The sequence below is a fragment of the Amycolatopsis sp. 195334CR genome (assembly GCF_017309385.1).
Taxonomy (GTDB): domain Bacteria; phylum Actinomycetota; class Actinomycetes; order Mycobacteriales; family Pseudonocardiaceae; genus Amycolatopsis.
Map to the genome: position 1 here is coordinate 3,456,847 of NZ_JAFJMJ010000001.1, position 22,227 is coordinate 3,479,073.

The 22,227-nt window shown below is 70.8% G+C and carries 23 protein-coding genes; 4 read left to right on the forward strand and 19 right to left on the reverse strand.

The window, feature by feature from the left end; all coding sequences use genetic code 11:
* Positions 1 to 12: 12 nt before the first annotated feature.
* From mtnB to JYK18_RS16990, 10 genes are all read right to left on the reverse strand, one after another.
* Positions 13 to 633, reverse strand: a complete 621-nt coding sequence (mtnB, locus tag JYK18_RS16945) for a methylthioribulose 1-phosphate dehydratase (RefSeq protein WP_206802962.1) — start codon at positions 631 to 633, stop codon at positions 13 to 15.
* On the reverse strand, positions 630 to 1,349 hold the full coding sequence (gene mtnC, locus JYK18_RS16950; protein ID WP_206802963.1) for an acireductone synthase: 720 nt from the start codon (positions 1,347 to 1,349) through the stop codon (positions 630 to 632). The genes mtnB and mtnC overlap by 4 nt, the downstream gene beginning before the upstream one ends.
* A 152-nt stretch (positions 1,350 to 1,501) precedes the next feature.
* Entirely contained in the window at positions 1,502 to 2,512 is a 1,011-nt protein-coding gene (locus JYK18_RS16955) for a s-methyl-5-thioribose-1-phosphate isomerase (RefSeq protein ID WP_206802964.1), read from the reverse strand.
* On the reverse strand, positions 2,512 to 3,669 hold the full coding sequence (locus tag JYK18_RS16960; RefSeq protein WP_206802965.1) for an acyl-CoA dehydrogenase family protein: 1,158 nt from the start codon (positions 3,667 to 3,669) through the stop codon (positions 2,512 to 2,514). Before JYK18_RS16960 ends, JYK18_RS16955 begins: the two co-directional genes overlap by 1 nt.
* Positions 3,662 to 4,408 (reverse strand): nucleoside phosphorylase, encoded by a 747-nt coding sequence (locus tag JYK18_RS16965; RefSeq protein ID WP_206802966.1) that lies wholly within the window; start codon positions 4,406 to 4,408, stop codon positions 3,662 to 3,664. Before JYK18_RS16965 ends, JYK18_RS16960 begins: the two co-directional genes overlap by 8 nt.
* The gene (locus JYK18_RS16970) at positions 4,405 to 5,259 is read right to left on the reverse strand and encodes an ABC transporter permease (protein WP_206802967.1); all 855 of its coding nucleotides are present in this window, start codon (positions 5,257 to 5,259) and stop codon (positions 4,405 to 4,407) included. The genes JYK18_RS16965 and JYK18_RS16970 overlap by 4 nt, the downstream gene beginning before the upstream one ends.
* Positions 5,256 to 6,284, reverse strand: a complete 1,029-nt coding sequence (locus JYK18_RS16975; protein ID WP_242579204.1) for an ABC transporter permease — start codon at positions 6,282 to 6,284, stop codon at positions 5,256 to 5,258. The genes JYK18_RS16970 and JYK18_RS16975 overlap by 4 nt, the downstream gene beginning before the upstream one ends.
* 109 nt (positions 6,285 to 6,393) lie before the next feature.
* Entirely contained in the window at positions 6,394 to 7,833 is a 1,440-nt protein-coding gene (locus JYK18_RS16980; protein ID WP_206802968.1) for an ABC transporter ATP-binding protein, read from the reverse strand.
* On the reverse strand, positions 7,830 to 8,861 hold the full coding sequence (locus JYK18_RS16985) for a BMP family ABC transporter substrate-binding protein (protein ID WP_206802969.1): 1,032 nt from the start codon (positions 8,859 to 8,861) through the stop codon (positions 7,830 to 7,832). Before JYK18_RS16985 ends, JYK18_RS16980 begins: the two co-directional genes overlap by 4 nt.
* 99 nt (positions 8,862 to 8,960) lie before the next feature.
* Complete coding sequence (locus tag JYK18_RS16990) at positions 8,961 to 9,239, reverse strand: SAV_915 family protein (protein ID WP_153037615.1); 279 nt, start codon at positions 9,237 to 9,239, stop codon at positions 8,961 to 8,963.
* A gap of 189 nt (positions 9,240 to 9,428) precedes the next feature.
* Between JYK18_RS16990 and JYK18_RS16995 the strand changes: the two genes are divergently transcribed.
* Entirely contained in the window at positions 9,429 to 10,136 is a 708-nt protein-coding gene (locus tag JYK18_RS16995) for a hypothetical protein (protein WP_206802970.1), read from the forward strand.
* A gap of 6 nt (positions 10,137 to 10,142) precedes the next feature.
* Here the strand turns inward: JYK18_RS16995 and JYK18_RS17000 are convergent, their stop codons facing one another.
* Both JYK18_RS17000 and JYK18_RS17005 read right to left on the reverse strand, forming a co-directional pair.
* Positions 10,143 to 11,489: a dicarboxylate/amino acid:cation symporter gene (locus tag JYK18_RS17000; protein ID WP_206802971.1), complete on the reverse strand. Its 1,347-nt coding sequence runs from the start codon at positions 11,487 to 11,489 to the stop codon at positions 10,143 to 10,145.
* A 114-nt stretch (positions 11,490 to 11,603) separates the two neighbouring features.
* Positions 11,604 to 12,224, reverse strand: a complete 621-nt coding sequence (locus JYK18_RS17005; protein ID WP_206802972.1) for a nucleoside triphosphate pyrophosphatase — start codon at positions 12,222 to 12,224, stop codon at positions 11,604 to 11,606.
* A gap of 157 nt (positions 12,225 to 12,381) precedes the next feature.
* Here JYK18_RS17005 and JYK18_RS17010 point away from each other — a divergent pair, with 157 nt between their 5' ends.
* Positions 12,382 to 14,208: a glycoside hydrolase family 3 N-terminal domain-containing protein gene (locus JYK18_RS17010; protein WP_242579206.1), complete on the forward strand. Its 1,827-nt coding sequence runs from the start codon at positions 12,382 to 12,384 to the stop codon at positions 14,206 to 14,208.
* 19 nt (positions 14,209 to 14,227) lie between these two features.
* Here JYK18_RS17010 and JYK18_RS17015 read toward each other — a convergent pair whose 3' ends face one another.
* From JYK18_RS17015 to JYK18_RS17030, 4 genes are all read right to left on the reverse strand, one after another.
* Complete coding sequence (locus JYK18_RS17015; RefSeq protein WP_206802974.1) at positions 14,228 to 15,781, reverse strand: DHA2 family efflux MFS transporter permease subunit; 1,554 nt, start codon at positions 15,779 to 15,781, stop codon at positions 14,228 to 14,230.
* Positions 15,765 to 16,382: a PadR family transcriptional regulator gene (locus JYK18_RS17020; RefSeq protein ID WP_206802975.1), complete on the reverse strand. Its 618-nt coding sequence runs from the start codon at positions 16,380 to 16,382 to the stop codon at positions 15,765 to 15,767. Before JYK18_RS17020 ends, JYK18_RS17015 begins: the two co-directional genes overlap by 17 nt.
* Positions 16,383 to 16,545: 163 nt before the next feature.
* Positions 16,546 to 16,764, reverse strand: a complete 219-nt coding sequence (locus JYK18_RS17025; protein WP_206802976.1) for an acyl-CoA carboxylase epsilon subunit — start codon at positions 16,762 to 16,764, stop codon at positions 16,546 to 16,548.
* 11 nt (positions 16,765 to 16,775) lie between these two features.
* Positions 16,776 to 18,419, reverse strand: coding sequence for an acyl-CoA carboxylase subunit beta (locus JYK18_RS17030; RefSeq protein ID WP_206802977.1), 1,644 nt, complete (start codon positions 18,417 to 18,419; stop codon positions 16,776 to 16,778).
* 98 nt (positions 18,420 to 18,517) lie between these two features.
* Between JYK18_RS17030 and JYK18_RS17035 the strand changes: the two genes are divergently transcribed.
* On the forward strand, positions 18,518 to 18,913 hold the full coding sequence (locus tag JYK18_RS17035) for a PPOX class F420-dependent oxidoreductase (protein WP_206802978.1): 396 nt from the start codon (positions 18,518 to 18,520) through the stop codon (positions 18,911 to 18,913).
* A 5-nt stretch (positions 18,914 to 18,918) separates the two neighbouring features.
* Here JYK18_RS17035 and JYK18_RS17040 read toward each other — a convergent pair whose 3' ends face one another.
* Genes JYK18_RS17040 through JYK18_RS17050 form a run of 3 tightly spaced genes read right to left on the reverse strand, consistent with a single transcriptional unit; the run spans position 18,919 to position 21,383 of the window.
* Entirely contained in the window at positions 18,919 to 19,974 is a 1,056-nt protein-coding gene (locus tag JYK18_RS17040; RefSeq protein ID WP_206802979.1) for an epoxide hydrolase family protein, read from the reverse strand.
* A gap of 29 nt (positions 19,975 to 20,003) precedes the next feature.
* Complete coding sequence (locus tag JYK18_RS17045) at positions 20,004 to 20,693, reverse strand: tetratricopeptide repeat protein (RefSeq protein WP_206802980.1); 690 nt, start codon at positions 20,691 to 20,693, stop codon at positions 20,004 to 20,006.
* A gap of 9 nt (positions 20,694 to 20,702) precedes the next feature.
* On the reverse strand, positions 20,703 to 21,383 hold the full coding sequence (locus JYK18_RS17050; RefSeq protein ID WP_206802981.1) for a TetR/AcrR family transcriptional regulator: 681 nt from the start codon (positions 21,381 to 21,383) through the stop codon (positions 20,703 to 20,705).
* A gap of 45 nt (positions 21,384 to 21,428) precedes the next feature.
* Between JYK18_RS17050 and JYK18_RS17055 the strand changes: the two genes are divergently transcribed.
* Complete coding sequence (locus JYK18_RS17055; protein WP_206802982.1) at positions 21,429 to 22,226, forward strand: thioesterase family protein; 798 nt, start codon at positions 21,429 to 21,431, stop codon at positions 22,224 to 22,226.
* The last annotated feature ends 1 nt before the right edge of the window (position 22,227 follow it).

The window sequence follows — 22,227 nt, forward strand, 5'->3', positions numbered from 1 at the left end:
TTTCACCTGTTCTCACTGGGGAGACCCCTCGAATGCACGGTACAAGCGGGTTCTGAAGCGGAGCAGCCATTCGAGGCACTCGAGGCGCTGGCGGGCGTGGGCGAGGTCGTCGCCCCAGACGTAGATGCCGTGCCGCGCGACGATCAGCGCCGGGGTGTCGGCGCGGAACCCGGCTTCGAAGGCGTCCCCGAGCACGCGCATGTCCTGGTCGTTCGGCACCACCGGCACGGTGACCAGGTCGTCGTGCGCGCGGCGGCCGAAGCCCTTGAGCATCTCCAGGTCGCGCAGTTCGACGCCGTCCGGCCAGAACTCGGCGGCGAGCACCGGCGCCATCGCGTGGACGTGCACCACCGCGCCCGCGCCGGCCACCCCGGCGATCCGCGCGTGCAGGCCCGCTTCGGCCGACGGCGCCTGGTCCTGGCCGGGCACGGCCTGGCCGTCGGCGTCCACTTCGACCACGTCCTTCGCGGTCAGCGCGCCCTTGTCCAGCCCGCTCGCGGTGACCGCCAGCCGCAGCGGATCCCGGGAGAGCGTGACCGAGAGGTTGCCCGAGGTGCCGCGCATCCAGCCCATCGCCTCGTAGCGCGCGGATTCGGTGGCGAGTGCGCGTCCGGCCAGGTCGAGCACGCTCATCCGAGCCCGATTTCAAGGTCGTCGAACGAAGCCACCGTGCGGTGCAGGCCGAAGTCGGCCTTCTCGTACGGCTCGCCGGACCGCGCCAGGCCGACGACCTGCCAGCCCGCGGTCTTCGCGGCGTCCAGTTCGGCCGGGACATCGGAGAGGAACAGGATCTCCGAGGGCAGCGGGTCGCCGAGGCCGTGCGCGATGGCGTGGTAGGAGGCGGCTTCGCGCTTCGGGCCCGCGTTCACCGTGTCGAAGTGGTGCTGGAAGAACGGGCGCAGATCGCCCTCGGTGGTGTTGGAGAAGGAGGCGATCTGGCCGGGCACCGAGCCGGAGGAGAACACGGCCAGCGCCAGGCCGCGGTCGCGCCACGCCCGCAGCGCCGGGACCACGTCCGGGAAGTACTCCGAGGTCAGTTCCCCTCGGGCGTAACCCTGTTCCCAGATCAGTCCCTGCAAGGTCTTGAGCGGGGCGGCTTTTTTGTCCTCGTCCATCCAGGAATGCAGTACGCGCACCACTTCCCCGGTACCCGCGTCGGCGGGCAGGCCGCCCTCGGTGCGGGTCGCCTCGACCGCCTCGGTGACCCGCGGGTCCTCCGGGTGCTCGTCGATCCACGGGCCGAGCCGGGGCCGGGCGTAGTCGTAGAGCACCACGTGGACCTGGCTGGTGGCGGTCAGCGTGCCTTCGATGTCGAGGACCACCCAGCGGGTGGTCAGCTGCTCGCTCACGATTCTCCTTGTCGTCGGCCGCGCCTTCGGCGCGGCGGGCGAGGTCGCCGGGAAGCCGAGGGCTTCCCTCGGCACGTCAGACCGCTGGGCGGCCTGACGCACCTCAGTCCAGCCCTCGGCGCGACCTCGCGATGTAAGTGGTGAAGCGGTCGTCACGGTTCTACTTGCTCGTAGTACTGGTTCAGGTGCGCCGGGCCCAGTGGACCACGGTCGGTGACCACGGTGGTGACGAACTCCGGCGGCGTCACGTCGAAGGCGGGGTAGAGGCCCTGGACGCGGGTGCTCGCGGTCCGCCGCCCCAGGGTGTGCAGGACGTCGTCGCCGTCGCGGTATTCGATCGGGACGTCGGCGGCGGTCGGCGCGGCGCGGTCGGGGGCCTGCACCTGGGCGTGGAACGGCACGCCGAACGCCTTGGCGGCCACCGCCAGGCCGAGCGTGCCGATCTTGTTGACCACGTGCCCGTCCATGCTGACCCGGTCCGCGGCGGTGACCAGCGCGTCCACCAGGCCCTGGCTGAACAGCGAGGCCCCCATGCCGTCGGTGACCAGCGTGGTCGGCACGCCCATCTCCGCCAGCGTTTCCGCGGTCAGCCGGGCGCCCTGCAGGTACGGGCGCGTTTCGGTGCAGAAGAAGCTCAGCTCCTTGCCGCGCCGCTGGGCCGCGGCCACGGTCTCGGTCAGGTACAGATCGGCCCAGCAGTGCGTGAGCACCCTGGCGCCGTCCGGTAGCAGGTCCACTGTGTACTCACCGAGCGCGCGGCTGCGGGCGCGGTACAGCTCGTCCCCGGCCCGGGCGCCCCGGAGTGCCGACTCGACGACATCGCCGTCGTCTTTGTCCACTTCGGACAGCACGGCGCGCACGGCCTTGCCGAGGTGGTTGTTCGTCGACCGGCTGGCGATCAGCCGGTCGCCCGCCACCCCCAGCGCCGCCCGCGCCTCGTCCCGGGGCAGGTCCGCGGCCGCGCGCGCGGCCAGCACCATGCCCCACAACGCCGCGAAGTACGGGCCGGAGGACTGGGTGACCATGTCCTCGATCGCCTTGGCCACCTCCTCGACCGTGCGGCAGTGCACCCACACCCGCTCGAACGGGAACACCCGCCGGTCGAGGATGTGCACGCCGTCGTCGGCCAGGCGCACGCTGTCGGCCAGGATCGGGGTGGCCATCAGCTGTACCCGGTGACCGGCGGGAACTCGCCGTCGAGCAGGTTCCGGCCGACCTCGGTGGCCTTGTAGGCGACCGGATCGTGCAGGGTCAGCGTGCGGGCGTTGCGCCAGAACCGGTCCATGCCGTACTTCGCGCCGGTGGCCCGCGCGCCGGTCAGCTCGAAGACCCGGTTGCCGATCTCCAGCGCCACCTCGGTGCTGACCACCTTCGCCTTGGACAGCAGGATGCCGAGTTCGCCGCGCTTGTGCTCGTCGATCTCGCGCGCGGCGTCGTCGAACGCCGCGGCCGCCGCGTCCACCAGCAGTTCCGCCGCGGTCAGCCGGGAGGCCAGCGTGCCGTAGGCGGCCAGCACGTGCGGGTCGTCGGCTGCTCTGTCCACACCAGACAGTGGCCAGGCGCGGGAGCTCTCACTGGTGTAGCGCGCGCCTTCGGCCAGCGCACCACCGGCGATGCCGACCTGCACCTGGGCGAGCAGCAGCTGGAAACCCAGCGGGGCCAGCGAATCCCGCCAGCGCCGGGGTTCACCCTCGCCGGGCTGGTGGCCGAGCAGTTCGGTCTCGGGCACGAAGACGTCGGTGAACTCGACGCCGCCGCTGGCCGACAGGCGCTGCCCGAGGTTGTTCCAGTCACCGAGGAACCGGACGCCCTCGGTGCGCGCGGGCAGGGTGAAGGTCGCCTTGCGGTCGCTGCCCGTCCAAGTGCCACTGACGATCAGTTGGTCGGCCACCGAGGCGCCGGTGGCGAAGAACTTGCGGCCGTGCACGGTGAACCCGCCGTCGGCGGGGCGCAGTTCGAGCGCGGCGTCCCGCGGATTGCTGACCCCGGCCCAGAACCAGTTGCCCGCCGCGCTGTCCCGCTCCAGCCGGTCCGCGATCGGGGTGTCGAAGAGCCTGGTGCGCCACAGCTGGAAGTAGTGGTACCCGAGCAGGTGCCCGAGCGAGCCGTCCGCGACGGCGATCCGCCGGATCACCCGGTGGGCCAGTGGCCAGTCGCCGCCCGCGCCACCGTGCTCGGCCGGGATGAGCAGGCGCAGCAGGCCGGACTCCCGCAGCAGCTCGATCTCGGCACGGGGTTCGGCCCCGCGTTCCTCCCGCTCGACCGCGTCCCCGCGCAGCTTCTCGGCGACCTCCGCCGCCACCGCCTGCCAGTCACTCATCCGCCTGCCCCATCCCGATCAACGCGTCCAGCACCACACCGGTGGCCCGGTGCACCCCGTCGGCGACCACGTCGCGGTGGGGGTCGTAGGTCGACGGCCCCACGTCGTCGCCCGCCGCGTTGCCGTCGATCACCAGCGCACCACCCGCCGCCAATCCATTCAACCCGGCGAAAACGAACAGTGCCGAAAGCTCCATCTCGATCGCGATCACGCCGGCGGCGAGGTACTCGCGCATCGGCAGCCGCAGCACGCCGGGGGAGAACGCGGCCCGCGTCCAGACCACGCCGCGGTGGAACGGCACCTGGTGCGTGCGGGACGCGCCGACCAGCGCCGGAACGGTTTCCGCGGTGGCGAAGGCCGGGTACTCCGCGGGCACGAGCTGCTGGCTGACGCCGTCGTCGCGGACCGCCGCCTCGGCGATCACCAGGTCGCCGCTGTGGATGTCCTTGCGCAGCGAGCCCGCCGTGCCGAGCCGGAGGAAGGTGTGCACGCCCGCCTCGGCGAGTTCGGCGAACGAGCAGACCGCGCCCGGTCCGCCGACCCCGTGCGACGCCACCGTGACCGGAGTCCCGCGCCAGGAACCGGTGTACGTGCGGTACTCGCGGTTCTCCCCGGCTAGTTCGGCGTCGTCGAGCCGGGCCGCGATGTCGGTCGCGCGCTGTGGCGCGCCGACCACCACCGCCAGCGGGGGCAGCCCCGATCGGGGGATGCCGGTGACCGGCAGCGTCGAACCTGTCATGTGGTGCTCCTTTCGCGGCGGAAGAGCCGCTGGGAAAACAGGGCCAGCAGGGTGACCACGTACGGCGCTGCGTCGGTCGCCTGCTGCGGCAGGCCGAGGCCCTGCAAGCGGAAGCCGAGGCCTTCGGCCAGGCCGAACAGCAGCGCGGCCAGCAGCACGCCGACCGGTGCGGCCATGCCGAGCATCACCGCGACCACGGCGATCCAGCCGCGTCCGGCGGTCATGTTCTCGGAGAACAGCGTCACGTTGCCCAGCGCCAGTTGCGCGCCGCCGAGCCCGCACAACGCACCGCCGGCGATGATCACGCGGTAGCGCTCGCGGGCCACGTTCACCCCGAGATTGGCCGCCGCCTCGGCGTTCTCACCGATGCCGCGCACCTTCAGGCCCCACGTGGTGCGGTAGAGCAGGAAGGCGAGCACGGCGACGGCCACCCACGCGGCGTAGACCAGCGGCGAATGCCCGAACAGCACCGGGTCCAGCCCGCGCAGGCCGGGGTCGCTGAAGCTGCCGGTGGTGCCGAAGACGGTTCGCAGCAGGAAACCGGTCAGGCCGACGGCCAGCAGGTTCATCGCGATCGACAACACGATCGGGTCCCCGCCGAGCGCCACCGAGCCGATCGCCAGGATCAGCGAGTACGCCGCCGACGCGAGCACCGCGGCCAGCACGCCGAGCCACGGGTTGCCGGTGAACCAGCTGCCAGCCACCGCGGCGAAGCAGCCGACCAGCATGGTGCCTTCGAGCGAGATGTTGAACACGCCCGCGCGCTGGCACAGTGCCCCGGCCAGCGCGGCGAACAGGATCGGCGTGACCGCGCGCAGCACGGACGAGAGCAGGGCGAGGTCGAAGTTCACCGCGCACCCGCTTTCCGCCGGTTGAGCAGCCCGGTCGCGGCGGCCAGGAAGATGATGATCACGGCTTGCAGCACCGCCGTCAGTTCGCGGGGGGCCTGCGTCACGCGTTCGGCCTCGAAGCCGCCGTTGGTCAGCGCCGCGAAGAAGAACGCGGCGATCACCGTGCCCAGCGGGTGGGCCCCGGCGAGCAACGCGGCCAGCAGGCCGATCCAGGTGTAGGTGGGGGTGATCAGCGCGCCGTCGATGAACCGGTGCGGGAAGCCGAGCACCATGATCGCGCCGACCAGCCCGGCGAGGCCGCCGGAGGTGGCGAGCACGCGCAGCGTCAGGCGTGGCCTGCTGATCCCGGCGTACGCGGCGAACCGCGCGCCGAGGCCGGTCATCCTGATCTCGTAGCCGATCGGGGCGCGGGCGTCGATCACCACGTACGCGACCGCGGCGACGGCGACCAGGACGAGCCCGATCCCGGTGACCTCGATGGCCACGCCGTCCGGCAGCCGTTCCGACTGGGGCAGGCTCGAACCGGCGTCCGCCAGCGGGAACCGCACCAGGTAGGAGGCGAAGGACATCGCCGGGTAGCTCAGCAGCAGCGTGCTCACCAGGAGCGGGACGCCGAGCTTGTTCTCGAAGAACGCGGCGAGCGCGGCGTACGCGGCCCCGGCGAGCGAGCCGCCGAGGAGCGCGAGGATGACGGTCGGCACGGCGGGCAGTGGACTGGACAACCCGATCACGGTGCCGGCGATCGCGCCGAGCACGAGCTGGCCCTCGCCGCCGAGGTTGACCATGCCCGCCCGGAGCGGGACCGCCAGCGCGACGGCCATGCCGACCACGGGCACCGCGTACGCGAGCGTGCCGGGGAAGCCGTCGGCGCCGAACGCGCCGGTGATGATCGAGGAGTACGCGCTGAGGGGGTCGGCGCCGGTGCCGGCGAGGATGAGCGTGCCCAGCACGAAGGCCCCGAGCAAGGCGACCACCACCGCCCAGCGGCGCCGCCCGGAGGAGGCCATCCCGGTCCAGCGGCTCATGCGAGGCCTCCCGGTCGCGGCCTCGGTCGTGCAGTGAATGTGGCTTTCATAGCGTCAGGCGCAGTGAAAGCCACATTCACTGCATCGGCCACCACAGCGCAGCGGCGGGTCATGAGGGTTCTCCTGCCATGGCCAGGCCGAGGCGTTCCTCGGTGGCCTCTTCGCGGGACAGTGAAGCGACGATCCGGCCGTCGAAGAAGACGATCACGCGGTCCGCCAAGCCCCGGATTTCGCTCAGCTCCGCGGAAACCACCACGATCGCGTGTCCGGCGTCCCGGTGGGCGACGAGTTCGGCGTGGATGTCGCGCACCGAACCGATGTCCACACCCCGGGTCGGCTGCTCGGCGATCAACAATGGCGCGTCGCGCGTGAGTTCCCGGCCCAGCAAGGCTTTCTGCTGGTTCCCACCGGAGAGCACCCCGATCGGAGCGGTCACCGAAGCCGCCTTCACGTTGAACCGCGAGACGATCTTCTGCGCGTGCGCGCGCATCTTCGCGGGCGAAAGCAGGCCGCTCCGGTGATATCCGACGACCAGGTTCTCGGCGAGGCTCGCCGTCTGCGCCGAGCCGACCTCACCCCGGTCCTCCGGCAGGTACGCGACCGCGGCACGCGTGAGCGGCTTACCCAGCAACGAGACGCTGCCCGTGAACGCCCGCAGGCCCGCGAGTGCTTCGGCGAATTCGCTCTGCCCGTTGCCCGCGACCCCGGCTACCCCGAGGATCTCCCCGGCCCGGACGGTCACCGAAGCGTTGTCCACCAACGGTTTCGTCCCGCCCGCCACGGTCAGCCCGCGCACGTCCAGCACCACGTCGCCCGGGGTTCCCGGCGGCTGGATGACGTCGAGTTCGATGTCGCGGCCGGTCATCGCGCGGGCGAGGTCGGCGGCGGTGGTGTCCGCGGTCCGCAACCCGGCGACACGACGGCCGTCTCGCAGCACCGTCACGCGAGAGCTGATCGCCAGCACCTCGCGCAGCTTGTGGGTGACCAGGATGACGCTGCGGCCTTCGGCGGCCAGCTCGCGCAACACCTCGAACAGCCGGTCGGCCTCGGCGGGCGTGAGCACCGCGGTCGGCTCGTCCAGGATGAGGATCCGGGAATCGCGGTACAGCAGCTTGAGGATCTCGACCCGCTGCCGCACGCCGATCGGCAGGTCCCGCACGCGGGCGTCCGGATCGAGGCCGAGGCCGTACCGCTCGATCAGCCCGGCCACCTCGGCACGTGCCTTCCGCGCCAGCACACCCCGGTTGTAGACCACGTTCTCGGTCACGGTCAGCCCGCCGAACAGCATGAAGTGCTGGTGCACCATGCCGATCCCGGCGGCGATCCGGTCGGCGGGCCCGTGCCCGCGCGCCGGTTCGCCGAGCAGTTCCACGCTGCCTTCGTCCGGCCGTTGCGTGCCGTACAGAATGGACATCAGCGTGGTCTTGCCCGCGCCGTTCTCCCCGACCAGCGCGTGGATCTCGCCGCGGTCGACGCTCAGGTCCACGCCGTCGTTGGCCAGGACCCCGGGAAAGCGCTTGGTGATCCCGCGGAGTTCGACCGCGGTCATCCGGCGGCGGGGTCGGTCACCTTGATGGTGCCCGCCACGATCTCGTCCCGCAGTTTCCGCACCTGCTCGATGACCTCCGGGTGCTGCGCGATGACGCACTGCGAGGTGGCCACGTCCGGCAGCAGGCCGTTGAGCCCGAGCCCGTCCTCGGCCAGGCCGTACGACCGCGCGGTGCCCGGCTGACCGTCCAGAATGGCCTTGATGCCGTCCGCGATCACCACGTCGGTGCGCTTGACCACGTTGTCCACCACCTGACCGGGGCTGGCCGGGCACTGGTTGGCGTCCACCCCGTAGGCGAAGAACCCGCCCGCCTTGGCCGCCTCGAACACGCCGAGGTTCCCGGCCGCCGAAGCCGCGCCCATCACCTGGTCGACGCCGTTCCCGGCGAGCGTGCCCGCCAGTTCCTTCGCCCTGGCCGGGTCGTTGAACGGGTTCTGCCCGCCGATGAACAACTGGCTGAACACCACGTCCGGGCGGGTCTTCCTGGCGCCCTCGCCGAACGGGTCGGAGAACCGGTGGAACTGCGGGGAATCCAGCACCACCACCGCGCCGACCTTGCCGGTCTTGGTCAGCAGGCCCGCCTGCGCGCCGGCCAGGTAGCTGGCCTCGTACTCGCGGAAGGTGGCGCAGGTGACGTTCGGGAACTGCTTCTCGGTGCAGGAGTCGACGAACAGGAACTGCTGCTGCGGGTTGCGCTCGGCCTCCTGCGCCAGCACGTCGGCGAAGTTGAAGCCGACCGCGACGATCACGTCCGGCTTGTCGCGCACGGCGGCGGCGACGTTCTGCTGGATGCTCGCCGGATCGCTGCTCTCGTAGGTCCGGGTGGTGGCGCCGTGCGCCTGCGCGGCGTCACCGATGCCCTTCACGGACAGCTTGAGGAAGTCGTTGACGCCGACCGGGTTCGGGGTGACGAGCACGAACGACTTGCCGTCGGCCGCGGGCGCGGCGGCCTGGTTCGAGGACGCGTTGCAGGCCGCGGTGGCGAGCAGCACGGCCGCGGCGATGGGGAGCAGTACAGGGCGGGGCATGGGGATCCTTCGCTAGCCGGGAGTCCACATGCTAAAGCCGATTCGGCACGGTGAAGAGGCACTTCCCGGGTGGTGGGAAGTGCCTCTCCGGGCGGGTGGTCAGCTGATCCGGTGCGAGGCCGGGATGTCCAGGTCGAGGTAGGCGACGTCGAACGGTTGCGCCGCGTGGATCTTGTCCAGTTTGTCGGTGCGCATCAGCACCCAGGACTGCTGGTCACCGCAGCAGTTGACCAGCCGGTCGAGTGCCGAGTACGCGAGCAGGGCCGTGCGGCCGTCCGCGGTCCGGCGCAGCTCGACGATGGCTTCGGTCTCGGAGGCGTACCTCGGCCCGGTCGGCAGGTACACGGCGGGCGGGAATCCCTGTGTCTGCTTGAGCATGGTCACCGTCACGATTCTCGCAGACCCGAATACGGGGAGCGACGCCGACTCCCGCCTTCCCAGCCGTCGGGAGCACCTTGTCAGGCGGTGTCCGGTGTGAGTCCGCTCGATGGGCCGCCTGGGCGCGGAGACCGCGAGCCGACTCGCCGGACAGCGCCTACGCTGCGGAAGGCGGGAGAGGAGGGGAAAGTGGCTGCTCCGCGTTCGATCGTGGTCACCGCGGTGCTGGCGGTGCTGGTGACGGCGGGTGCGCTGGTGACCGCGGTGCTGTTGCGCCCGGACGCGCCGCGCACCGCCGTGCCGGGGGCGGGCGGGGTGCCGACGTCCTCCGGCACCGGTTCCGAATGCGGGCCGAGGGCGTGCCAGGTGCTGGCCAGCCAGCCGGTCAAGGGCACCACGGCCGAACTGCTCGCCGACCCGGAGGGCCGCTCGGCGCACGTGCGCTTCGGCGGGCTCGGCTCGGACTTCGTGCTGGAGAGCGCACTGGCCTCGATGGAGGTGGCCGTCGGCCAGGACTCGCTGCAGTGCGTGGACGGCCCGCTGGCGGCCTGCCTGGTGCACGGCGACTACCAGGGCGGCGAGATCGCCGAACTGCTGGTCGCGCCCGCGGACACCTGGCGCCAGTCGGACCGGCTGTACTTCTCCGACGCCGGCCGCGTGCTGCTCGCGCAGGTGGCCGGGGACGCGGCGCCGGAGGTGGTGGTCGTGCGGCACGAATGCGCCTCGGCCGCACCGGCCGCGCCGGGGTGTCCGCGCGGGCCGGTGCTGGCCGAGGTCTTCGATCTGAGTGGGAAGCAGACCGGCTGCACCAAGCGCTACTCGACGCCGTCGCAGCTGCGGGGCTGGCCGGACGTCCGGCTCAGCGAAGCCGATCTGCGTCCCTGCCCGACTTCGTGACCGGGATCAGGCGGGCGCGGGTTCCGGGCGGCGGCTGGGCGTCGCGCCGGTGTCGCTGAGCAGCGGCGGCGTGCTCGGGGTGTTGAGCACCTCGTCGTCGAGCAGGCCCTCGCCGCGGGCGACGATGGTCGGCACCACGATCTGCCCGGCCACGTTGGTCGCCGTGCGCGCCATGTCCATGATCGGGTTCACCGAGTAGATCAGCGCGATGCCCAGCGCCACCTGCTCCGGGGCCAGCCCGATCAGGCCGGTGGTCAGGGTCAGCGCGGTCAGCCAGCCGGTGGTGCCCGCGGTGGCCAGCGCGCCGAAGATCGCCACGAAGACGATGCCGACGTACTGCCACACGTTCAGCGTCACCCCGGAGATGTTCGCGATGAAGATCGCGCCGATGGCCGGGAAGACCGCCGCGCAACCGTCCATTTTGGTCGCGCTGGCCAGCGGGGTGGCGAAGCTGGCGTACCCGGGGTTGACGCCGAGGTTCACCGCGGACTGGCGGGTCAGCGGCAGTGTCGCGGCCGAGGACTGCGAGACGAAGGCGAACTGGATGGCCGTCCACGCCTTGCCGAAGAACTTGGCCGGCGAGACCTTCGCGACGAACCGCAGCAGGATCGGGTACACCACGAAGAGCACCAGCCCGGCGCCGATCCACACCGCGCCGGTCAGCCAGGCGAGCGGCCCGAGCAGGGCGTCGCCGTAGTTGGCCACCGCCGCGCCGATCAGGCCGAGCACGCCGATCGGGGCGAGCCGGACGATCCAGCCGAGGTAGCGCTGCACGATCTCGAACACGCTGGTGGTCAGGTCGACGAACGGCTTGGCGCGCTCACCCAGGCTGTAGGCGGCGGCACCGAACAGGATGGCCAGGAACAGCACCTGCAGCGTCTCGCCCTCGGCGAAGGCGGCGAAGAAGTTCTGCGGCAGCAGGCCTTCGATGAAGGCGGTCCAGGAGCCGCCGGTGGCCTTCGCGGCGCGTTCGGCGTTCTTCGCGGTGGCCTCGGCGGCGAACCCGCCGCTACCGGGGTCGACGATCTTGCCGACCGCGATGCCGATCAGCACCGCGATGAACGAGGTGATGGCGAACCACATCACCGTCTTCCCGCCGAGCCGCGCCGCGGTCTTGCCGCCGCCGAGGTTCCGCAGGCTGCTGATGCCCACCACGATCGCGGTGAACACCAGCGGGATCACCGCGATCTGCAGCAGCGTGGTGAACGCGCTGCCGATCTGGTCCAGGGTGTCGGTCAGCCACTGGGTCTCGGTGGTCCTGGCCAGCACACCCAGCAAGGCGCCGACGACGAGTCCGCCGAGCACGGCTCCGGCGAACACCGACGGCTTGTTGTAGGTCCGTATGAAAGACACGGGCTCGCTCCGGTGCGTGAAAGTTTCGTGAACTGCCGAGCGGGTTCAACGCTCGGCGCTGGGAGACTCTTCCGCAACCGGGGGTCGTGTGGGGCGGCTCTCAGAATGTGAGAGCTATTCACGCCAGAGGTCGGTGACCCGCACGCCGACCTCCGCCAGCAGGTTCCTGGTCAGCGGCAGGCTGATCCCGATCACGCTGGACGGGTCGCCGTCCACGCCTTCGACGAACCAGCCGCCCAGACCGTCCAAAGTGAACGATCCGGCTACGGAAAGTGGTTCGCCCGTTGAGATGTAGCGCTCCAGTTCCTCTTCGGACGGAGCGGCGAAGCGCACCGTGGTCGACCGGGACCCGGCGGCCTCGGCCACGCGCTCGCCGTTGCGCAAACGGATCACCGAGTGCCCGGTGAGCAGGTCGCCGGAACCGCCGGACATCGCCGCCCAGCGCTTCCGCGCCACCTCCGGCTGACCCGGTTTGCCGACCATTTCCCCGCCGATGGACAGCATCGAGTCGCAGCCGACGACCACCGCCTCGGCGTGCGTGGCGGCCACCTCGTCGGCGACCACGGCCGCCTTGGCCCTCGCGAGCGCGACCACGAGTTCGCTGGGTGAGGGGTCGGTCAGCGCCGCGGCAACGGCGTCCTCGTCGACACCGGAGACCACGACGCTGGCGTCGATGCCGGCGGCGCGGAGCACCGCGAGACGGGCGGGTGAGGCGGAAGCGAGAACGAAGCGCACGAGGCGAAAGGTTAACGGACCTGCCGCTGTTATCGAATTGTGACTCCTGTGGGCCAGGTCACGGTCTACTTTGTTGTCGCGCGCAACATATGCCCGAAATCCCTCTCCCCGGAGGACACCGATGTCCCTTCGTCTCCGTGCCAGGAGATCGTCCCGAATGGCGGGCGTACTGGTCAGCGGCCTGCTGCTGACCGGCGCTGTGCTCACCCCGGCCACCGCGTCCGCCGCGCCCGAGGCGTTCTGGCCGCTGTACAAGAACCCGTACCTGCCGGTTCAGCTGCGGGTGCACGACCTGATGAACCGGATGAGCCTGGACGACAAGATCGGCCAGATGACCCAGGCCGAGCGGCAGGCGGTCACCCCGCAGCAGGCCGCCGACCTGCGGCTCGGCTCGATCCTGTCCGGCGGTGGCTCGGTGCCGACGCCGAACACCCCGGCCGCGTGGGCCGACATGTACGACGCGTACCAGAAGGCGGCGGTGTCCACGCCGCTCGGCATCCCGAGCCTCTACGGCGTCGACGCGGTGCACGGCCACAACAACGTCTACGGCGCGACGATCTTCCCGCACAACGTGGGCCTCGGCGCCGCGCACGACCCGAAGCTGGTCGAGAAGATCGGCAAGGTCACCGCGTCCGAGGTCCGTTCGACCGGTCCGACCTGGGACTTCGCCCCTTGCCTGTGCGTCTCCCGCGACGACCGCTGGGGCCGCGCGTACGAGTCGTTCGGCGAGACCCCGAAGGACGCCATCGACAACGCGACCATCGTCAACGGCCTCCAGGGCCGCTCGCTGAAGGCGAAGGGCTCGGTGCTGGCCACCGCCAAGCACTACGTCGGCGACGGCGGCACCACCGGCGGTGACGACCAGGGCAACACCGAGATCAGCGAGAGCGAGCTGCGGAAGATCCACCTCCCGCCGTTCCAGGAGGCGCTGAAGCGCGGTGCCGGTTCGGTGATGATCAGCTTCTCCTCGTGGAACGGCCAGAAGGCCCACGGGCACAAGTACCTGATCACCGACGTGCTCAAGAAGGAGCTGAAGTTCTCCGGGCTGGTGGTCTCCGACTGGAACGGCATCCACCAGCTCAACGGCAACAACGACGACCTCACCGCGGAGGAGGTGCGGGAGTCGGTCAACGCGGGCATCGACCTGTTCATGGAGCCCTACGACGCGCCGAAGTTCATCTCGCTGCTGCGCGCCGAGGTGGACGCGGGCCGGGTGTCGAAGGCCCGGATCGACGACGCGAACCGCCGCATCCTGACCAAGAAGTTCGAGTCCGGGCTGTTCGAGAACCCGTACGCGGACCGCTCGCTGCAGAAGGACTTCGGCAGCGCCGAGCACCGCGCGGTGGCGCGTGAGGCGGTCAAGAAGTCGCAGGTGCTGCTGAAGAACGAGGGCGCGCTGCCGATCAAGAAGGGCAGCAAGGTCTTCGTCGCGGGCAAGAACGCCGACGACATCGGCAACCAGTCCGGTGGCTGGACCATCACCTGGCAGGGCAGCAGCGGCCCGATCACCACGGGCACCACGATCCTGCAGGGCATCCAGCAGGTCGGCGGGGCGAAGACGAAGGTCACCTACGACCGCGAGGGCGACGGTGCCGACAAGAGCTACGACGTCGCGGTCGCGGTGGTCGGCGAGACGCCGTACGCCGAGGGTGAGGGCGACCGGCCCAACGGCCTGAAGCTGGACGCCGAGGACCTGTCGACCATCGCGAAGCTCAAGGCGACCGGCGTGCCGGTGGTCGTGGTGACGGTGTCCGGGCGGCCGCTGGACATCACCTCGGAACTGGGCGGCTGGAACGCGCTGCTCGCGGCGTGGCTGCCGGGCACCGAAGGTGCCGGTGTCGCCGACGTGCTCTTCGGTGACCACAAGCCGAGCGGCAAGCTGACCTTCTCCTGGGCGGAGAACTTCAGTCAGCTGCCGATCAACGTCGGCGACGGCAAGAAGGCGCTGTTCCCGTACGGGTACGGCCTGACCTACCAGAAGTAGGCGCGGTGGGTGCGCGGGGTCAGTCCCGCGCACCCACTTTGCCGCGTGCCCTGCGCATGGTGAACGCGGCCGCCACGCCGGCCAGCAGCACGACCGCGGGCAGCAGCAGCGCGCTCTTCGCCGAGCTGACCAGTGCGTCGAGGATGATCCCGGCACCGAGTTCGGCGTACTTCCCGCCGGTCGGCGGTGGCCCGAACTCGCTCCCGCTGCCCGCCGCCTCGGTGAGCCCGCCCACGAACGCCGCGCGGTCTTCTGCGGGCAAAAGCAGGCTCGCCGAGGTCGCCGAGCCGGTGATCGCCGAGGTGATCCTGGCCTGCAACAGCACCCCGACGCCCGCGCTGCCGAGCACCCCGCCGACCTGCCGCGCGGTGTTGTAGACCCCCGACGCCGAGCCGGTCAGCTCGCGGTCGACCGAGCCCATGGTCAGCGTGCTCATCGGCGGGAACAGCGATCCGATGCCGACCCCGCACAGGAACAGCGCCGGGACCAGTGCCCACGGGCTGGTGCCCGCTTCCGCCTGCGTCGACAGCAGCGTCAGCCCGCCCGCCAGCGCCACCAGTCCGGCGATCAGCACGTACCTGGCGTCGAACCGATCGGACAGCTTGCCCGCCAGCGGGGCGACAAACCCCTGCGTGAGGCACATCGGGATGGTCACCAGCGCGGCTTCGGTCGGGCTCAGGCCCAGTCCGCCCTGGAGGTAGATGACCAGCGGGATGAAGATCGCGGTCATCGCGAAGCCGACGGTGATCGAGACGAAGGTGCCCGCGGAGAAGTCCCGGTTGCCGAACAACCGCAGCGGCATCAGCGGTTCCTTGCGGTTGCGCCGCTGCCAGAACACGAAGACGAGCAGGCAGAGCACGCCGGCGCCGATGATCTCGGGCACGGTGATCGGACCGGCCACGGTGCCCCAGTCGTAGTGCTGGCCGTTCTGCAGGCCGAACACGACCAGCGTCAGCCCGGCCGCGGAGAGCAGGATGCCGGGCAGGTCGAAGGAGTGCGCGTGCTTCGGTTGCCAGTCCGGCACCAGCACCAGCGCGGCGACCAGGGCGATCACCCCGACCGGCAGGTTCACGAAGAAGATCCACTCCCAGCCGAGGTGGTCCACCAGCACCCCGCCGAGCAGCGGGCCGGAGATCGTGGCGATCCCGGCGACCGCGCCCCAGAAGCCCATCGCCGCGCCGCGGCGGGCCGGCGGGAACAGGTGCGTGATGAAGGCCAGCGTCTGCGGGGTCATCAGCGCCGCGCCGATGCCCTGGAACGCCCGCGCCACGATCAGCGTGGTGATCGAACCGCTCAGCCCGCACCACAGCGAGGCCGCGGTGAACAGGACGAGTCCGGTCAGGTACATCCGCTTGGGGCCGAACCGGTCGCCGAGGCGGCCCGAGAGCAGCATCGGTACCGCGTAGGTGAGCAGGTAGACGCTGGTCACCCAGACCACCGAGTTCAGGTCGGCGCGGAGGCCGGTGATCATCGACGGGATCGCGATCGACACGATCGTGGTGTCCAGCAGGATCATGAAGAAGCCGAGGCACAGCGCGACCAGCGCGGCCCAGGGATTAGCCGTTCTGGGCACCGGAACCGTCCTCGGTGAGCAGGGTCAGCGCGGGTTTGTCCTCGTGCCAGGAGATGCGCCCGTGCTTCAGGTCGTCGATCAGCTGCCGGGTCCACTCCAGCTCGAACTCGCGGCGGGCGGCGGAGTACCGCCAGTGGAGCTGGTGCACGCCGGCGACCTGCTGCTCGTGCAGCTTGGCCAGGATCACCTGGTCGGCGGCGACGCCGGTGGCCAGCTCCAGCTCGCGGCGCCGCAGCTCGACGATGGCCTCTTCGGCGCCGAGCTCGTCGATGAGGGAGAGGCCATTGACGAACTCGGGGTACTCCTCGGCCGGGGTGCTCAACATGGCGCGGGCGCGTTCGAGCACTGCGTCGCGCCCGGCGGGGGTGATCCCGTAGACGGTGCGTTCGGGGCGTTTGCCGTCGCGCTGCGTGCCGACGACCTCGATCAGTTCGGCGGCCGCGAGCCGGTCGACGGTGTGGTAGAGCGAGCCGGCCTTCACCTTGACGTGGTGGTCGGTGAAGCGCTCGCGCATGAGCTGGGCCATCTCGTACGGGTGCATCGTCTTCTCGTGGAGCAGCGAGAGCACCGCGACGGCCAGCGGGGTGAGCTTGGCGCCCATCCTGGATCCCCCAGAGGTAGTCCTTACCGTTTATTCCATGCGGACTATACGGCGGGGATCATTCCCCTGTCGACCAGGACAAACCGGGCGGGCTGAATGCTATGAGTGGGGCATTACTTGCATTCAACGCAAGTAATGCCCCACTCATAGCATTGGGCTGGGGTCAGCGGGGGAGGGCGGAGGCGCGCCAGGCGCCCGGGCCCGGCTGCATCGGCTGCCGCAGGTTCGCGGTCCGGTCGGCCCACCTCGACCGGCGCCTCGGTGGCTCGGACCGGCTTTCGCCCGCGGAAGCCGCCGCGGCGATCACGGCGGCCAGCGCGGCCAGTTCGTCGTCGGCCGGGGTGCCGCGCACCACGCGCAGCAGCGGTCGGTTCTCGGACATGCGGTACCCCCTTACAGCGGGATGTTGCCGTGCTTCTTGGGCGGCAGGGTCTCGCGCTTGTCGTTGAGCAGCCGCAGCGCGCGGGCCAGGTGGCTGCGGGTGTGCGCGGGCACGATCACCGAGTCGACGTACCCGCGCTCGGCGGCCACGTACGGGTTGCACAGGGTGTCCTCGTACTCCTGGATCAGCTTCGCGCGCAGGCCGTCGACGTCGCCGTTCTCCTTGGCGGCCTCTTCGGCCAGCGTCTTCCGGTGCACGATGTTCGCCGCGCCCTGCGCGCCCATCACCGCGATCTGCGCGGTCGGCCACGCCAGGTTCAGGTCGGCGCCGAGGTGCTTCGAGCCCATCACGTCGTACGCGCCGCCGTAGGCCTTGCGCGTGATCACCGTGATCAGCGGGACGGTCGCCTCCGCGTAGGCGTAGATCAGCTTCGCGCCGCGGCGGATGATGCCGTTCCACTCCTGGTCGGTGCCCGGCAGGAAGCCCGGCACGTCGACGAAGGTGAGCACCGGGACGTTGAACGCGTCGCAGGTCCGCACGAACCGCGCGGCCTTCTCGGAGGCGTCGATGTCCAGGCAGCCGGCGAACTGCGTCGGCTGGTTGGCCACGATGCCCACGCTCTGCCCGGACACCCGCCCGAAGCCGACGATGATGTTCGGCGCGAACAGCTCCTGGACCTCCAGGAACTCGCCGTCGTCGAGCACGCGGGTGATCACCTCGTGCATGTCGTACGGCTGGTTCACCGAGTCCGGGATCAGCTCGTTCAGCTCGCGGTCGGAGTCGGTGACCTCGTCGTGGATCGACTCGCCGGTCGGCTGCGGGGCCTCGAACACCGGCGCCTCGGAGAGGTTGTTCGCCGGGAGGTAGGACAGCAGTTCCTTGACGTAGGCGATGGCGTCCTCGTCGTCGGAACCCATGTAGTGCGCGTTGCCGGACTTGGTGTTGTGCGTGCGGGCGCCGCCGAGTTCCTCCAGCGTCACCTCCTCGCCGGTCACCGTCTTGACCACGTCCGGGCCGGTGATGAACATCTGCGAGGTCTGGTCGACCATCACCACGAAGTCGGTCAGCGCCGGGGAGTAGACGTGCCCGCCCGCGTTCGCGCCCATGATCAGCGAGATCTGCGGGACCACGCCGGAGGCCTTGACGTTGCGGGTGAAGATCTCGCCGTAGAGGCCGAGCGAGACCACGCCCTCCTGGATGCGCGCGCCACCGCCCTCGTTGATGCCGATGATCGGGCGGCCGGTCTTGATCGCCAGGTCCATCACCTTGACGATCTTCTCGCCGTAGACCTCGCCGAGCGAGCCGCCGAAGACGGTGACGTCCTGGCTGAACACGCAGACCGGGCGGCCGTCGACGGTGCCGTAGCCGGTCACCACGCCGTCGCCGTAGGGGCGGTTGCGGTCCTGGCCGAAGTTGGTCGAGCGGTGCCGGGCCAGCTCGTCCAGCTCGATGAACGAGCCGGGGTCGAGCAGGAGGTCGATGCGCTCGCGGGCGGTTTTCTTGCCCTTGGCGTGCTGGCGCTCGACCGCGCGCGCCGAGCCGGCGTGCACCGCTTCGTCGTAGCGCCGGTACAGGTCGCCGAGCTTGCCGGCGGTGGTGTGGATGTCCGGTTCTTCGCTCGGGGGCGTCCCGACAGGCTCCGTCGCACTGCTCATGGCTGGCGAGCTTAACGACGCGAGGCGGTTTTCGGGGGTCTGGCGTCGCCTATGTCACCGGGGTCTGGGGGTTCACCTACCGCGATAGGTTTCCCGGCATGGGTGTGGAACTGAGCGAAGCGGTGCGGGCGCTGGTCGACGGGCGCAACTACGCGGCACTGGCCACGATCAACGCGGACGGCGGGCCGCAGACCTCGGCGATGTGGGTCGGCCGCGACGGCGACGACCTGCTGTTCTCCACCGTCGCGGGGCGGTTGAAGGACCGGAACATCCGCCGCGACCCGCGCGTCAGCGTGACGATCATGGACCGGGAGGACCCCGAGCGCTACACCGAGATCCGGGGCCGGGCGAGCATCACGCCCGATCCCGAGCGGTCGCTGGACCACGAGCTCTCCCACAAGTACGACGGCCGCGACGCCGGCCCGGACGCCCCCGGCGCCGAACGGGTGATCGTCCGGGTGGTCGCCGAGCGCGTCACCGGCCACGTGCGCTGAACCGCCTAGCCGAGTCCGCCGAAGAACTCGCGCAGGTCGGTGACGATCGAAGCCGGGTTGGCCATGGCGATCATGTGGCTGCCCCCGGCGTCCCGGTTCTCCCAGTGCACGATGTGGTTGTTCGCCGCGGCGACCTGGCGGAGCTCGTCGGGTCCGCCGTGGGAGACGCCCGTCGGGACCAGCGCCTGGTCGATCGGCATGCCCGCCGAACCCGTGTAGTACGGCCACGCCGAGCTCGCGCCGGTCTCGGTCAGCCAGTAGACGCTCGCGTTGGTCAGGATCCGGTCGCGCTCGATCGGCTCGGTGCTGCCCGCCTGGTGCCAGCCGTCGAACTCCTTGAACCGCTCGACCAGGTAGGCCAGCTGCGCGACCGGCGAATCGTGCCAGCCGTACGCAAGCGTTTGCGGCCTGGCCGCGAGGTACTCGGCGTACCCACTGCCGCCGACGCCCCACTCGGCCATCATTTCCTGCGTGATGCCCAGGCCGCCGGTGATGTGCACGCCGGCCACGTGCTCGGTGTCGACCACCGCGAGCTGCGGCGACACCAGCGCGCCGGCGTCGTTGCCGTGGGCGCCGTAGCGCTCGTAACCGAGGCGGCTCATCAGCTTCGCCCAGGTCCGCGCCACTTTCTCGACGTCCCATTCGGGTTCGACGAGCGGCGAGAAGCCGAAGCCGGGCAGCGAGGGCGCGACCACGTGGAAGTCCTCCGACAGCGGCCCGAGCACCTCGCCGAACTCCGCGAACGAGTTCGGCCAGCTGTGGGTGAGCAGCAGCGGGAGCGCGTCCGGCTTGGCCGAGCGGAGGTGGAAGAAGTGGATCGGCTGGCCGTCGATTTCGGTCAGGAACTGCGGGAACTCGTTGAACTTCGCCTCCTGGGCCCGCCAGTCGAAGCCATCGCGCCAGTATTCGGCCAGTTCGCGGAGGTAGGCGACCGGGATGCCCCGGCTCCACTCGCCGCCGGGCAGCTGGCGCGGCCAGCGCGTGCGGGCCAGGCGTTCGCGCAGGTCGTCGAGGTCGGCCTGCGGGATTTCGATGCGGAAGGGCTTGCTCTCGGTGCTCATGGAGCAACCGTAGGAAGCATGTAGGTCAGTTAGTGACCTAGTTTACGACGGACCATCCGGCGAACCAGCGTCGGCGCGAACCAGGAGTAGAGCGCGTAGGCGAACCAGGCGACGCCGAGCAGGACCGCGAGCGGGGTCAGGCCGAACATGCGCAGGCAGAAGATCACCACGATGACCCCGACCCAGGTCTTGATCGGCCCGAACCGGTTGAGCGGCGCGAGCGGCCGCAACAGCGGGTGCCGCTCCACCCGCTGCTCCTCCTCGTCGGCTGCTTTTGCCCGCAGAAGCAGGTCACGGGTGCGGCGGGTGACGTCGGCGGCCGGGGTGGCGCGGTCCAGCAGGTCGGCGGCTTTCTGCAGCTGACCAGCGTCGATGCAGACACGGGCGTAGGCGCAGAGCAGGTGGGTGTCGTCCGGGCTGAGCGCGAGCGCGTCCAGCAGGGCGCGTTCGGCCTTCGGCAGCTTGCCGAGCGAGTGGTACGCCTGCCCGAGCACGCTGAGCAGCGGCGCGTGCGGGCCGAACCGTCTTATCCCCGCGGAAGCCGCTTTGACGGCGTCGGCGTCCTGGTCGTTCATCCAGAGCGCCAGCGCGCGCAGATAGGTGGAGTCGACCTCGTCGCGCCAGCGGAAACCGTCCAGCTCGGCCAGCGCGCGGTCGTACCGGCCCTGTTCGAGCCACATTTTCGCGGGGGCGAGCCGATCCTGCTCGGGTTCGGTCACGCCGTAACCCTAGTGCCCGCGCCACTCTTTCGTGAGGGCGTCGAGGCCCGCAGACAGCGCCTCGCTCGACGGGGTCGCCTCGCGCGGGATGCGGGAGGCGAGCACGCTGCCGAACCCGGCCATGCGGATGGTGCCGTCGATCAGCGCGTCCCGGTCGGCCGGCCAGGCGAACTCCGGATGCGCGATCAGCAGCGTCACGCACCCGTGCAGCGCCGACCACAGGCCGACCGCCAGCGACTCCGGGGCGCCGCGCATGATCCCCGCGTCCACGCAGGCCGCGACGGCTTGGACGATGTGCCGGAAGCACGCGTCGGCACCGGGCGAGAGGCCGCTGGTCGGGCGCATCATCAGCACGCGGTACTGCACCGGGTGGTCGAGCGCGAAGTTCGCGTACACCCGCCCGCACCGGCCGAGCGCGCGCAGCGGGTCGTCGACGCCACTGGCGTGGTCGTGCATCCGCGCCGCCAGCTCATGCCAGACCCGCAGGCAGACGGCCTCGAGCAACGCGCTTTTGCCCGCGAAATGCAGGTAGACCGAGGGGGTGGTGACGCCGACCTGACGGGCCACGGCCCGCAGCGTGAGCGCCTCCTCGGTACCCGCTTCGATCAGCAGCGCCTCGGCGGCTTCGAGGATCTCCTCCCGCAGCTTCTCGCCGTCACCCGCGTTCGCCCGCTGTCGTTTCCCGTCCACCGGACCAGGTTGACAGCGTCAAGTTAACAGTGTCAATGTGCACCCATGGGTAACTTCCAGGAGGCCACCGCGCTCGTCCGGCGCTCCGAAACCGAGTTCGACGCCGAACTGGACCCGCAGTGGTCGGTCGGCGGCAAACTGCACGGCGGCTACCTGCTCGCCGTGCTCGGCCGGGCCACCGCCGAGCTGGCCCCGGCGCACCCGCACCTCACCGCGGTCAGCGGCTCGTTCTCCGCACCGCCCGACGCCGGGGCCGCGCAGGTCACGGTCGAGGTGCTGCGGGCCGGTCGCGGCGTGACCCAGCTGCGCGCCCGGCTGGCGCAGGACGGCAAGCCCCGCGTCGAAGCCCTGGTCACGCAGGGTCTGCTGGACGAGGCCGACCCGTGGTGGTCCGGGATCGAGCCGATCGACATCCCGCCGGAAGAGGACTGCGTGCCCGCGCCGGCCCGGGCACCGGGCGCCGGGTTCACGGTGGACCTGATGAACGTGGTCGAGCAGCGGCTCGACCCGCGTGTGCTGGGCTTCACCGTCGGCAAACCGGCTCGTGGTGGCGTGATCTCGTCGTGGCAGCGGCTCGCCGACGGCGCCGACTGGGACCCGCTGAGCCTGCTGGTCGGCCTGGATCCGGTGCCGCCGGTCTCCTACGACCTCGGCCTGTCCGGCTGGGCGCCGACCGTGCAGTTCTCGGCGTACGTGCGGCGGCTGCCCGCGCCCGGCCCGATCCGCGTCCGCATGACCGCCGGCGACGTCGGCGGCAACCGGATGGACGAGGTGGCGCACGCCTTCGACAGCAAGGACCGCCTGGTCGCGCAGGCCATGCAGATCGCGGGCGTGCGGCACTAGC